We start from the raw sequence: 13417 nt of genomic DNA, 5'->3' as shown, positions 1-13417 counted from the left end.
ACTTGCCTTGTGTTTGCGGTTGGTACAGAAATACAAAAGATCAAATGGGAAAAAAGAACAGGCTCACGATTTTTATCCTGCTTGCCATGGTATTGGGGTTTTTGTTGGGATTGATGATCTTCAACACTACAACCCCCGAGTTTCGCGCCTCTTTCTCTAAAAACATAAAGCTGCTCAGTACCATCTTTATCCGGCTGGTACAAATGATCATTGCACCGCTGGTGTTTTCAACGCTTGTGGTGGGCATCGCCAAGCTGGGCGACCTGAAAGCCGTAGGCCGTGTGGGTGGCAAGGCCATCCTTTGGTTTATTACCGCTTCGCTGGCTTCGCTGCTGCTGGGCATGGTGCTGGTCAACTATTTTCGCCCCGGACAGTATATCGATTTGTCACACAGCGATACTTCGGCCCTTGGCGACCTGATGGCAAAAAAGCAAAGCTTCTCGCTTCAGAATTTTATTGAGCACGTTATTCCAAAGAGTCTCTTTGAGGCCATGGCGCAGAACGAAATATTGCAGCTGGTGGTGTTCTCCATCTTCTTTGGTGTAGCTGCGGCTTCTATTGGCGATTATGCCAAGCCTGTTATCAAAGCCCTGGATGTAACCAGCCACATCATCCTGAAGATTGTAAACTACGTGATGAACTTCGCACCTATTGGTGTGTTTGGCGCATTGGCTGCGGTAGTGGCGGTAAACGGTACCGGCATCTTCCGTTTTTACATTATCTATTTCCTCTATTTCCTGTTGGGCATTGCGCTGTTGTGGGTGTTGCTGCTTTCGGTGGGTTACCTGATCCTGGGTCCAAGGTTGAAAACATTGTTGCAGCGCATCAGCGGTCCCCTGCTCATTGCATTTTCCACTACCTCAAGCGAAGCCGTTTTTCCCAAGCTCACCGAAGAACTGGAGCGCTTTGGCTGCCGCGACCGTATTGTATCCTTTGTATTGCCCCTGGGCTATTCTTTCAACCTCGATGGCAGCATGATGTATATGACCTTTGCATCGCTGGCCATTGCACAGGCTTATGGCATCAACCTGCCTTTGGGCACACAGCTCACCATGCTGCTGGTGCTGATGCTTACTTCAAAAGGTATTGCCGGTGTACCCCGGGCATCGCTGGTGGTGGTGCTGGCCACCTGCGCCATGTTCAACATCCCACCCGAAGGCGTGGCGCTGATCCTGCCCATTGACCATTTCTGCGATATGTTCCGCACCGGTACCAACGTGGTGGGTAATGCCCTTGCCACCAGCGTAGTGAGCAAGTGGGAGGGGGAACTGGAAGGATAGGAGGGATTAGGTATTGGGAATTGGGTATTAGGTATTTGGTAGGCACCTAACCTTTTGTGGTAAAAAAAGGCATCAAGGAAATTATTCTCCGTGCTTGTTAATAAATAAACTTTTACAATCACCAATCCCTAATCACTAATACCCAATACCTAATTCCCAATACCCAACTCCCCAAATCTCCTTATCTTGAAACCCGCTTAACAGGGATATAAACCACTAAACCGTCCTATGGACAAAGGCTTTATTCAACAGTTCATCGAATGGATCATCAACAACGGGGGATTATACTTCCTGTTGCTGGTAGTGTTTGCCGAAACGGGATTGTTTGTTGGTTTTTTTCTGCCCGGTGATGCGTTGCTGTTTGCCGCTGGCCTGGTGCTGGATGATCTTGCCCGTGAATTTTTTCATTTTCATTTCTCTTTTGTTATCCTGCTGGTAATCCTGGCTTCAGTGCTGGGTAATATCGTTGGCTATTGGTTTGGCTACAAAACAGGGCCCGTACTTTTCGACCGCAAGGACAGTATGTTCTTCAAACAAAAGCACCTGAAGAAGGCCCGCGACTTTTACGAGAAGTATGGCAAGGGCACCATCTTCGTGGCCAAGTTCCTGCCGGTGGTGCGCACCTTTGCACCCATTGTGGCAGGAGTGGTTAAGATGAACAAGGCTACTTTTTTCCTGTACAATATTGCCGGCTCCATTACCTGGGTGTGCAGCATGATGTTGGCGGGTCATTACCTCAACGACTTTCTCTGGAACCGGTTCCAGGTGCGCCTCATCAACTATATCGAGCCCATCACCTTTGGTATCATTGCCATTACTACCATACCGGTACTGTACAAATTGTTTTTGGGCAAAAAGCCGGTAGTTCCAACGCCACCAACTGACGATTATGACGCAAAACCGTAATTACGGCATTTTCTCCATCCCCGTTGTAGTAGGGGCCCTCGGGTACTTTGTTGACATCTACGACCTCCTGCTATTTGGTATCGTGCGCAAGCAAAGCCTGATGGACCTTGGTATGCAGGGCGACCAGCTGGTGACCCAGGGTGAGCGCATCATTTCCTGGCAGATGGCAGGCCTCCTGATTGGCGGTATCATCTGGGGCATTATGGGCGACCGTAAAGGCAGGCTTTCCGTACTCTTTGGTTCCATCCTCATGTACTCGCTGGCCAATATTGCCAATGGCATGGTCACCACGGTAGACCAGTATGCGCTGGTGCGGTTTATTGCCGGCATTGGCCTGGCGGGTGAACTGGGTGCAGGTATCACACTGGTAGCCGAATTGTTGCCCAGGGAAAAACGAGGCCTCGGTACTTCCATTGTTGCCGGCCTTGGCCTTACCGGTGCTGTTGTTGCTTTCTTTGTGTCGCAGTCCTTCGACTGGCGCCTGTGTTATTATATCGGCGGTGCCTTAGGATTGCTCCTGCTATTGTTGCGGGTGTCGGTATTTGAGTCGGGTATGTTTGAAGCCGCCAAAGAGGCCGAAGTGGAGAAGGGCAACCTGCTCATGTTTTTTAATAACAAGGAGCGCTTTAGAAAGTACATGGTGAGCATTCTGATTGGTTTGCCTACCTGGTACGTCATCGGGGTGTTGGTTACGTTTTCCGACCAGTTTGGAAAAGCCTTTGGCATTGCGGAAAATATAATGCCCGGTAAGGCCATCATGTTTGCCTATGCAGGTATTTCCATTGGCGATATTGTTATTGGCTTTGTTAGCCAGGCCATGCGCAGCCGCAAAAATGCCCTTTACCTTTTTTACTTCCTCACGGCTGTGGGCATCCTGATATTCTTTAACCAGGGTGCACGCGATGCAGCTACCATGTACTGGATCTGTGGTTTCCTTGGATTTGCCACCGGCTTTTGGGCCATCTTCGTTACCATGGCCGCCGAACAGTTTGGTACCAACCTGCGGGCCACAGCCGCCACTACCGTGCCCAACGTTGTGCGGGGTTCCCTGCCCTTGATCTTATTGTTATTCAAATCGCTGCGTGGTTCCATGGCGTATGCCACTGCCGGTTTGATTACCGGTGGGGTAGTGATGCTCATTGCCACGCTGGCCGCCATTGCGGCAAAGGAGACCTTTGGAAAGGATTTGAATTTTTTGGAAAGATGAAAAAGCTTCAAGCTTTTAGCTTCAAGCTGTAAGCCTTACTTGCAGCTTGCAGCTTGAAACTTGTAGCTACTATTCAAATATCTTTGCGCCTTCGCGCCATTGCGTGAGCCCTAGTTATGAACAGTGCATTGTGTATCCCGATCTTTCAGCAGGCAATTTCCGATTATCATATTCACGACGATGTAGCTACACCTGTCAGCAATCCATATGCTGCCGGAAGTATTGAGTATTTGTTATATGCAAAGAACTGGATCGATACCGTGCAGTGGCATTTCGAGGACCTGATCCGTGATCCGCAGATCAACCCCGTGGCTGCGCTGGAACTGAAACGGCGCATCGATTCCAGCAACCAGCACCGCACCGATATGGTGGAATATATTGACAGCTATTTGCTGCAGGTATACAAAACGGTGCAGCCGCAAACAGGGGCTACCATCAATACCGAGAGTCCTGCCTGGGCCATAGATCGGCTATCCATCCTTGAGTTGAAAATTTACCACATGCAGCAAGAAGCTGAGCGTACCACGGCTTCCGATGCTCACCGTGCTGCCTGTGCCCAAAAGCTGGCTGTATTGCTGGAACAGCGTACCGACCTCTCCACCGCCATCGACCAGCTGCTGGAGGATATTGCAGCCGGCCGTAAGTACATGAAGGTGTACAAACAAATGAAGATGTACAACGACGAAGCCCTCAACCCCGTATTGTACGCACAAAAAAACGCTTGAGCACTTCCCGGCACATACTGATTTTCCGCTTCTCCTCGTTGGGTGATGTTGCGATGACCGTTCCGGTTATCCGCAACCTGCTGCACCAGTACCCGCATCTGGAAGTAACCATGGTCTCGCCGGCATTTCATGCACCGCTGTTCGCTGGCATGGAGCGGCTGCATTTTGTAGCGGCCGACCTCAAAGGAAAACATAAAGGTGTTGCCGGCTTGTTCCGATTGTTTCGTCAGTTGCGAAGCAATGCAAGCTTTGATGCTGTTGCCGACCTGCACCATGTTTTGCGTACCCGCATACTCCGGATCTTCTTTTCGGCTACCCGTACTCGTTGGGCTTCCGTTGATAAAGGCCGTGCCGAAAAGCAGGCGCTTACCCGTAGCCAAAACAAAGTACTGGCACCGCTGAAGGCTACCTTCCAGCGATATGCCGATGTGTTTGCACAATTAGGGCTCCCCATTCAACTGGATATACCTGGAGGTATTGCTCCAAAAGGGCAGATGCCGCCTATTTTGAAACTACTGAAGCAGGAGGGCCGTAAAGCGATCGGTATTGCGCCCTTTGCCCAGTACAGCCGTAAAACCTACCCACCCGAAAAGATGCTGGAAGTGCTGCGGCTGCTGAGTGGCCACCCCATGCTTTCAATATACCTTTTGGGTGGAAAAGCTGATGTGCCCCACCTTAAGGCCTGGGCGGAGCCGTTTCCCAATGTGGAGGTAGTGGCGGGTACCCTGAAGTTTGCCGATGAACTGCCTTTTATAGCCCATCTGGATGTGGTGGTGAGCATGGACTCTGCCAACATGCACCTGGCTTCGCTGTACGGTGTACCCGTTGTTTCCATCTGGGGTGCCACCCACCCGTATGCCGGTTTTTATGGCTGGGGTCAACAAGCCGCCAATGCCGTGCAAATCGATCTTGCCTGCCGGCCCTGTTCCGTATTTGGCAATAAGCCGGGCCCTCGTGCCGACCTGGCCTGTATGCATGGTATTTCGCCCCTACAGGTGTACCAGCAGGTATTGCAGGTGCTGGATCCGCAATAATTCATGGCCCTTTTTAGGGTATTTTGGTCATCCAAAAGCAAGGCCCTGTTTATCTTCGGTCCTGAATCCGATACCAAAATATGCGCATCTTTTTGCTACTGCTTTCCTTTTGTTTTGCAGCCACCACCGGCGCACAGATCAACATTACCTTGTATTCAGAAAACAACCGGAATGGCGCAACCATTTACGCCGATAACAACGAACACTACCCGGTGTCCTTGCAACTGAATTTCACCCTGGAGAATATGCGGTGGCGCAATTACGGGCAAAAGGTTTTCGTGGTGCCCGCCCGTGCCGTACACTTCCGGGTTACGGAGCTGGAGCAGGAGCTGTCGTCCCGAGGCTTCCGCTTTTCGTACAACTACCGTTCGGTAAAAGGAAATGTGGAAGGCAAGGGCCCCGATAGCACCCTGGTGTACGACCTGCCGTTTCAAACAGGCAAGGGTTACCAGGTCATGCAGGGATATAATGGCCGCTTCTCGCACCAGGGTGTATATGCACTCGACTTCCAGATGGACGAATCCTCTACCATAACGGCTGCTCGGGAAGGAGTGATTGCCGAAGTGGTAAGCCATAACGAGGGCGGCTGCCCCGAAAGGGCCTGTGCAGGGATGGCCAACTTTATTACCATTCTTCATACCGATGGTTCCTTCACCGAATATGCACACCTGAAAAAGAACGGCGCCCTGGTTAAAGTAGGCCAAAAGGTAAAGCGGGGTGAACCCATTGGGCTTAGCGGCAACACCGGTTTTTCTTCGGCACCTCACCTGCATTTCGTTGTTTTTCTGCCCGGCTTCGAAGGGCGTAAAACACTGCCCGGAAGGTTCCGTACGGGTAATGGCAGCACCTCCGAACAACTGGAAGCAGGCAGGGTTTACCTTAAAGATTACTGAACGAACAGCTTTGACAACCCAATTATTTCACCGCCAAAGATTTCTGCAAACCAATTTCGTTGCATTGTAATCAGTAGAACAGGATACCCTTCAGGCAACAATCAATTGAAGCAGCTTAAGCAGAACAAAACACGAGGTTCAGCTTTGGCTTTGTTGCCCTAAATTGAATTATGAAGCTTTTAGTGGCAGGTCCCGAAACTTTGGGCGAAGTGGTATGCAGTACGGCACTGTTGCGTTGTATGCAACAACAGCTGCCGGTGCTTGAATTGCATTACTGGGTGGCGCCTCACCTTGGTGCAGGCCTGGTACACAATACCTTTATCAACCACCTTCACCTGCTGGAGGATGATCCTGACCTTTTGCCTGCCTCCGATTTTGACCAGCTGGTTGACTTCAGGCCTTCCCGCAGTTTACGGCAATGGGCTGCCAGCCATCGCATTGCATATTTAAGTGCCCACAATTCTTTTCTGGTAAGTTTTCTTTCCGAACATTTCGGGTGGTACCAGCACTCCGACCAGCCCCTGCCCCTGCAATATTTTGAAGTAGTGCGCTCTCTTGGCGTGCAGTACGATGGCAGGGGACTAAACTATTTTCTGGGTGTGGCAGATGAAATTGCACCTGCCGACATACCGCTTTCCCACAGTGCAGGTTACTTGGCCCTGGTAGTGGGTGAAAGCGGCTACGACAAGCAGGTGCCTTTACCCCTGATCAGTGCCTTTTGCCAACGGTTTACGCTGCCCATCATCCTGGTAAACAGCACCGGTGCCAGTGCCGATGCGGCTGCCCTGGCCCGTATTGATCCGGATCGTATTTACAATGCCTGTGGTAAGTTTACCCTCAATGAAACCGCCGATCTTTTGCGGCGTGCCAAGCTGGTGGTAAGCAATGAAAACGATTTGATGCAGGTAGCCGTTGCCTTCAACCGGCCCCTGCTGGTTTGCCGCAGTGCGCGGGGCGCCAGCCCTTTCTTTCCGCCGCTTTATCCCAAGGCGCAACACCGGCAGGGAGCGGCTACTCCTTTTGCATCCTGGGTATGGCCTGCCGCATCGCCGGCACTCCTGCGCAAGGCTGCACAGGGCATTTTAGGAAAAAGGGAAAAGCTCTGGGTAGAGCAGGGGCTAAAACTAGCCTCCAGCTTTTGGCAGGGAAAGGAAACGGCATAAAAAAACGAAGGCCGAAGCCTTCGTAGCAAGTACTTGTAGCAATGGTAACTGGGTTTTGCCTGCAAAGTCAGATAAGGAAGAGGGAGGCCGCTGCAATTGCTGCAAGAATAACGGCAACCAATACACTGTCCTTAACGGCTTCGTCGTGCATGAGTGTGTTGAGTTTTTTCATAAACCAGATTTTGTGGTCCAACAATCCGGCTTTCACAGGCTACTGATTAAAAACTCATGTGCTGTGATTTTTAACTTGACATAAAGTTAGTATATATGTCGACACAAAGCAGCGTAGTTTTCCTGCTTTTTGCTGCATTTAAAAAAGGGTGAACAATGTGTGGTTAACCTGCCATTTCACTCAACTCAAGCCAGCGCAGTTCCTTTTCATCAATGGTATCGCTGATCACGCCAATGCGGGCGGCCAGCTTTTGCAATTCATCAAAAGGCAGGCTGCCGCTGTTCAGTTTTGCTTCTATTTCTATCTTTTCATTTTCCAGTGCGGCAATCTGGGTTTGCAGGGCGTCAAATTCCCGCTGCTCGTTGTAGGACAGGCGGCGTTTTTGTTTTTGTTCGGCAACCGGTGCAGCCGCCACGGTTTGCACCGCTTCTTTCTTTTCCTCTTTGGCTTCCGCTTCCTGGCTCTTCAGCCATTCGCGGTATTGGCTATAGTTGCCCGGGTAGTCGCGAACGTTTCCGTCGCCTTCAAACACCAGCAGGTGGTCCACCAGCCGGTCCATGAAGTAGCGGTCGTGACTCACAATAACGAGGCAGCCGCCAAACTCTGACAGGAAGTTTTCCAAAACCGCCAGGGTAGGCAGGTCCAGGTCGTTGGTAGGCTCATCGAGGATCAGGAAGTTGGGGTTGCGAAACAGGATGGTAAGCAGGTGCAGCCTGCGTTTTTCACCGCCACTCAGCTTGCTTACATAAGTGTATTGCTGCTCGGGGGGGAACAGGAACAGTGTTAGAAACTGTGCCGCCGTCAGCGAGCCGCCACCTGCAAGGGGGAAACTTTCGGCAATGTTTTTTACATATTCAATAACCCGGAGGTCTTCCTTGATGGTAAGTCCTTCCTGCGAATAGTTGCCAAATACGACCGTATCGCCGATGACGATTTTGCCGCTGTCGGGCTGTTCCATTCCCTGCAGCATATTGATAAAAGTGGATTTACCCGCACCATTGCGGCCTACAATGCCCACCCGTTCGCCTTTTTTGAAGGTATAATCAAAGCCTTTGAGGATGGTTTTCTCGCCAAAGCTTTTGTACACTTTCTTCATCTCGGCAATCTTGCCACCGAGGCGGTTCATTTTGGCCTGCAGCTCCAGTTGCTGGGTCGCCAGCTGCTGTTTGGCCACTTTTTCTATCTCATAAAAATTATCCTGGCGGCTCTTGCTCTTGGTGGTTCGGGCCTTGGGCTGCTTGCGCATCCATTCCAGTTCCTTGCGGTACAGGTTGCGTGCCTTGTCGATGGTTGCTGCTTCGCTTTCCTCACGGGCCGCCTTCTTTTCCAGGAAGTTGGCATAATCGCCTTTGTGCGGGAAAAGCGTACTGCGGTCCAGTTCCCAGATTTCTTCGCACACCGCATCCAGGAAGTAGCGGTCGTGGGTTACCAGCAGCAGGGTAATATTTTCTTTGTTGAGGTAATGTTCCAGCCACTCCACCATCTGTACATCCAAGTGGTTGGTAGGTTCATCCATGATCAGCAGCACATGTTTGTGCTCAAAACCAATATCGATGAGGGTGCGGGCGAGGGCAACGCGCTTGCGCTGGCCACCACTGAGGGTGCTTACGTCCTGTTGCAGTTGGTGGATGTTGAGCTTGCCCAGGATCTGCTTTACCTTGCTATCAAAATCCCATGCGCCCAGGTTGTCCATTTCTTCCAGGCTGGCGCCGATCGCCGCTTCGTCATTGGCATCAATAGCTGCTTCATGCCTTTTAATGGCATTGAGGATGGGATGCTCGTGGTGGAAGATATTGTCCAGTACGGAACGGTTTTCCAGCATGTCGGGGTTTTGCTCAAAAAGGGCTACCTCCACATCCTTGTTAACCCATACCTTACCTTCATCGGCAAACTCGCGGCCGGAAAGAATTTTCAACAGGGTGCTTTTGCCGGCACCATTGCGGGCCACCAGCGATATTTTATCGCCTTCGGAAATATGAAAGGAAATGTTCTCAAAAAGGGGCTTGATGCCAAATGACTTGGTTAAGCCTTCCACCGACACGTAATGCATGGCGCGAAGATACCCCCTGTCCCCTTAAAGGGGTGACTTAGGACAGAATATTCGCGCATAAGGCAGATATCACCTGTTAAAAATGCATAAACAACAGTGCCCCTCCGAATCAGAGGGGCACTGTTGTTACAGGGTTATTTGACCTGAGTTCCCCCTTCAGGGGGACAGGGGTTAATCCCTGCGGTCGCTGCCTAAGCCGCGGAGCCAATGAACAATCTCGTCGCGGGTTTTACCCAGCTTATTCTGCAGGCGGCCATAGGTTTCTTCGTGCTTACCTTCTTCGTAACGGAGGTCGTCATCGGTAAGGTCGCCGTGGGCTTGTTTGGCTTTGCCCTTGAGCTCATGCCATTTGCCTTCAAATTCCCATCTGTCCATAGTTGTAAGTTTAAAGGATGGGCTAAAAGATTATGCCAGCTAAACCGGACCAGGCATTTTTATGATTTTAAAAAAAAATCAAAGGAAAGGAACAGATGATGTGCAATGCACTACCGGTATATAGCAGCAAAAGGCGGAATGGTATACCATTTTTGACCAACGAAACTGTTACAAGCCCTGCTAATATTGAATCTCATCCTTTCGTTAAAATGGCTATACGTCACCGGTTTTCGGGAGCATTACGTTCAGGCAATGCGGCACAATGCGGGCATGTACCTCTTTAAGCCTGCCGCGGTATTCACCATCCACCTGGAAATAGGCCTTGTGCCGGGTTTTCAGTTTCAGGTCGCTGATGGAATGAACTTCAATATGCTCATCGGGAAACTTGCCCTTGGAGGTAAGCACTTTAAGGATCGCCAGGAAGTTAAGGCTGCGGACAATGACAATTTCAAATTTGCCGTCCTGCAAATCCCCCTTTGGGTTGATGGTAACGCCAGTGCCATACATCCGCGCATTGGCCAGCACAATCATATAAGCCCTGCGGTTGATGGTGCCCTGGTCGGTTTGCAGCTGTGCCCTGATCACTCTTTTATTCCACAACATCTTCAGCACGGAGCGGCCATAACCCCACATACCCCTGCCGGGCGACTCATCAAAGTATTTTACCAACATGGCGTTCAGGCCCATATCGGCCAGGTGAATGCAGATTTCCTGTTCATTGATGGCTATGACATCGATGGCTTTTTGTTCGCCGTACAGGATTACTTCAAGCGCTTCGGTACGGTCAAGGGGAAGGCCCATTTCTTTGGCCATGCCATTGGCCGATCCCGCAGGTAATACGCCCAGTGTATAAGCGCTGCCTTTGAGCAGTTCTGCCACCAGCTTTACGGTGCCATCGCCGCCAACGGCTACCACTTTATCGGGTTTGATGGTTTCCACATGATGCAAAATGGAAACACTGTCGTCGGCCCCCGTGAGTAAAAAAAACTCCATCTGGTGCGTATGCTCGCGGAAGTATTCGCGAATAAACTGCTCCCAGTCTTCCTTGCCTTTACCCCCGGAAACAGGGTTAATCACAAAGAGGAGTTTCTGCGGGTGTTCTTTTTGCATAGCTTTTGTGTTGAGATTAAGCTATGCAAAAAAATGACCACCGCCCTTCCTTCCTGAGCCGCCTGCGCAAACGCCTGCTCTACTGGTTTGGTTTACAGGCCGGTTTGCAGGTTAAGGTTTATCACGGTTATGGACATACGGAAAAGATGGTGATCTATGGGCACGTGTTGCGCTTGGGGCCCAAGCCTCCAAAGCGCTACCGGAAAAGCGTGGTGCACAATGCCATTGCCCTTCTTCGCCTGTTCGTGGTGAAACCGGTGGGCGGCGCCATGGTGCACCTGCAGTGGGAAAATCAGGTGCATACTGCCTGTACCGAAAAGGATGGCTTCTTCAGGGTAGAATGGAAAGACGAGCCGCCGCTCAAACCCGGCTGGCACGATGTATCCATTACCGTACGAACAGCAGAAGGCACTGTACGGGAGGAGGGTCTGGGGTCCGTTTATGTTCCTTATCCCACCCAGTATGGGTTCATCTCCGATATTGATGATACTTTCCTGGTATCCCACTCGGCCCATATGGGCAAAAGGCTCAAGGTTTTATTTACCCAAAATGCCCGGAGCAGGCGGCCCTTCGAAGGCGTGGTACAACACTACCAGTTGCTGGCGCAGGGTAATACAACGCCTGAGGCCCCCAACCCTTTCTTTTATGTCAGCAGCTCGGAGTGGAACCTTTATGACTATATCATGGAGTTTACAACCGTTAATGGCCTGCCGCGTGGCGTGTTCCTGCTAAATGTGTTGAAACTGGCCAGCCAGATTTTCAAAACGGGACAAAATAACCACCACACCAAGTTTACCCGGATCGTGCGGATCCTGGAAGCTTATCCGCAGCAGCGCTTTGTGCTCCTGGGCGATTCCTCGCAGCAGGACCCTTATATCTATGAGTCGCTGGTGCGCCATTTCCCCGAGCGGATACACGCCGTTTATATCCGCGATGTACACGAACCCAACAGGGAGCCGGTAAAAGCTGTCCTGCAAAAAATTACCGATGCCGGCGTACCCACCTGCTTTTTCCAGCATTCAACAGATGCCATCGAGCACAGCCGTAGGGTAGGGCTTGTTGCCTGATGGCGCATCATTGGCACAATGTTTTTACCCTTTTGGCCACAATCCTTTGATATGGAGAAAAATCTGCAACAGGACGAAGCCCTGCAAAAGTTCAAAAAGATAGTAGAGGAAGTACGCATCTGTATGTTTATCACCAATGTACGGGGTGGCGAAGGCCACGAACATACCCGTCCCATGGCCAATGTAGCAGTGGACGAAGATGGTACCCTGTGGTTTTATACCGATATCCGTTCGATCAAAGTTGAGGAAGTTGCTACCGACCGCGAAGTGCACCTCACCTTTGCCCACCCCGGCAAGGAAAGCTACCTGGACCTTTGGGGTACCGGCAGCATCGTTACCGACCGGGCAACCATCAAGGAAAAATGGAGCCCTGTGGTAAAAGCCTATTTTCCCAATGGCGCCGACGATCCAAACCTGGCCCTGCTGAAAGTCCGGCCATCTGACGTTTATTATTGGGAGTCTGAAACCGGCAAAATGATGCAGTTTATCAAGCAGGCTGCCGCCGCGGTAACCAAGAACCCTGCGGTTGCCAAGAGCGCAGAAGGCAAACTGGACATTTAGTCTTCCGTCATAAGTTAAAAGTTCAAAGCCCAAAGCTCGGGCTTTGAACTTTTTCCTTTTAACTACCTTACTATGTTGCAGCCAGAAGAACAGATACCCGAACAGCAAACAGGCTCCGAAAGCAATACCGAAGCGCAGCAAAATTTCGATACTGAAGCTGAGGCCGCCCATTTTTATGAAACGGTAAAACAACGCTTCCTGGCCGTTAACCGCTGGCACGAATGGGCCGGCCCGGGCACGGCGGAGTTCTGGCTTACCGATGCGGCTGGCAACGAGGTGCAACGCGAGCCCTTAGCGGGCGATCATTTTAAGATAGATATTCCTGGACCGGGCACCCAAACGGGTGATGGGTTTGACTGGGTGCGTATCGAAGCCGTGGAAACAGTGCATGAACCGCACAGCGATTGTATGCTGATCAGGGTGCGCCCTGCCACCAACCCCAATAACGAAAAGCAGGATGTGGCGCATTTCTTTTCGGAAGAAGCTACCTCCAATTTTGTGGTCAAACGCGAAGGTGCCACGGTAAGTGCTGCCGTACATGGCCGCAATGAGAAACCCAATGTGGAGGCCGAAGCTGTAGTTGATAAATTGCGTAATTCGGCAGTAGCAACCGGTGCAGTTGCTGCCTTTTCAAAACTGCAATGGAAGGCGCTGGTGAGTGGGATGGTGAAGAGGTGATTGGTGATTGGTGATTGGTGATTGGAAAAAAAACTTTAAAAGGTAAGCAGTAAACCCAAATGCGTCCTTGGCAGGTCATGCCGGACTTGTTCCGGCAGCTCCAGCAATGAAAGCAATGTGATAGTTCAGGAAGCAATTAGGTTTATTCAACTTCAAATGAAAATGCCTGCAGTCTAAAACTGCAGGCATTTTCATT

Annotated in this window: 13 protein-coding genes; 10 read left to right on the top strand and 3 right to left on the bottom strand. The window is 50.9% G+C overall.

All coding sequences use genetic code 11. The features are described from left to right. The first annotated feature begins 44 nt into the window (after positions 1-44). The 7 genes from BUE76_RS17425 (at position 45) to BUE76_RS17395 (ending at position 7208) form a co-directional block, all read left to right on the top strand. Positions 45-1280, top strand: a complete 1236-nt coding sequence (locus BUE76_RS17425; RefSeq protein ID WP_073043228.1) for a dicarboxylate/amino acid:cation symporter — start codon at positions 45-47, stop codon at positions 1278-1280. A 228-nt stretch (positions 1281-1508) separates the two neighbouring features. Further along, positions 1509-2186 carry a DedA family protein gene (locus tag BUE76_RS17420; protein WP_073043226.1) on the top strand — a complete coding sequence of 226 codons (678 nt, stop codon included), beginning with the start codon at positions 1509-1511 and terminating at the stop codon, positions 2184-2186. Next, positions 2170-3393, top strand: coding sequence for an MFS transporter (locus BUE76_RS17415; protein WP_073043224.1), 1224 nt, complete (start codon positions 2170-2172; stop codon positions 3391-3393). The genes BUE76_RS17420 and BUE76_RS17415 overlap by 17 nt, the downstream gene beginning before the upstream one ends. A gap of 116 nt (positions 3394-3509) precedes the next feature. After that, complete coding sequence (locus tag BUE76_RS17410) at positions 3510-4118, top strand: DUF4254 domain-containing protein (protein WP_073043223.1); 609 nt, start codon at positions 3510-3512, stop codon at positions 4116-4118. Then, positions 4115-5152, top strand: coding sequence for a glycosyltransferase family 9 protein (locus tag BUE76_RS17405; RefSeq protein ID WP_216820676.1), 1038 nt, complete (start codon positions 4115-4117; stop codon positions 5150-5152). The genes BUE76_RS17410 and BUE76_RS17405 overlap by 4 nt, the downstream gene beginning before the upstream one ends. An 80-nt stretch (positions 5153-5232) precedes the next feature. Further along, a complete protein-coding gene (locus tag BUE76_RS25350; RefSeq protein ID WP_073043221.1) occupies positions 5233-6045 on the top strand; it encodes a M23 family metallopeptidase in 813 nt (270 codons plus the stop codon). A gap of 170 nt (positions 6046-6215) precedes the next feature. Beyond that, entirely contained in the window at positions 6216-7208 is a 993-nt protein-coding gene (locus tag BUE76_RS17395) for a glycosyltransferase family 9 protein (protein ID WP_073043219.1), read from the top strand. Positions 7209-7543: 335 nt separating this feature from the next. On the opposite strand, the gene BUE76_RS17390 is transcribed toward BUE76_RS17395, so the two are convergent. The 3 genes from BUE76_RS17390 to BUE76_RS17380 form a co-directional block, all read right to left on the bottom strand. Next, complete coding sequence (locus BUE76_RS17390; protein WP_073043217.1) at positions 7544-9430, bottom strand: ABC-F family ATP-binding cassette domain-containing protein; 1887 nt, start codon at positions 9428-9430, stop codon at positions 7544-7546. Between the two features lie 171 nt (positions 9431-9601). Then, a complete protein-coding gene (locus tag BUE76_RS17385) occupies positions 9602-9805 on the bottom strand; it encodes a CsbD family protein (RefSeq protein WP_073043216.1) in 204 nt (67 codons plus the stop codon). Positions 9806-10018: 213 nt separating this feature from the next. After that, positions 10019-10915 carry a diacylglycerol/lipid kinase family protein gene (locus BUE76_RS17380; protein ID WP_073043214.1) on the bottom strand — a complete coding sequence of 299 codons (897 nt, stop codon included), beginning with the start codon at positions 10913-10915 and terminating at the stop codon, positions 10019-10021. A gap of 23 nt (positions 10916-10938) precedes the next feature. Between BUE76_RS17380 and BUE76_RS17375 the strand changes: the two genes are divergently transcribed. The 3 genes from BUE76_RS17375 to BUE76_RS17365 all read left to right on the top strand — a co-directional run bounded on the left by BUE76_RS17375 (position 10939) and on the right by BUE76_RS17365 (position 13221). Next, positions 10939-11982 carry an App1 family protein gene (locus BUE76_RS17375; RefSeq protein ID WP_073043212.1) on the top strand — a complete coding sequence of 348 codons (1044 nt, stop codon included), beginning with the start codon at positions 10939-10941 and terminating at the stop codon, positions 11980-11982. 51 nt (positions 11983-12033) lie between these two features. Next, complete coding sequence (locus BUE76_RS17370) at positions 12034-12543, top strand: pyridoxamine 5'-phosphate oxidase family protein (RefSeq protein WP_073043592.1); 510 nt, start codon at positions 12034-12036, stop codon at positions 12541-12543. Positions 12544-12615: 72 nt separating this feature from the next. Further along, positions 12616-13221 carry a hypothetical protein gene (locus BUE76_RS17365; RefSeq protein ID WP_073043210.1) on the top strand — a complete coding sequence of 202 codons (606 nt, stop codon included), beginning with the start codon at positions 12616-12618 and terminating at the stop codon, positions 13219-13221. Positions 13222-13417 lie beyond the last annotated feature (196 nt).

This window comes from Cnuella takakiae (assembly GCF_001953305.1).
GTDB classification, from domain to species: domain Bacteria; phylum Bacteroidota; class Bacteroidia; order Chitinophagales; family Chitinophagaceae; genus Flavisolibacter; species Flavisolibacter takakiae.
This window is presented reverse-complemented; position numbering and strand designations above follow the sequence as displayed.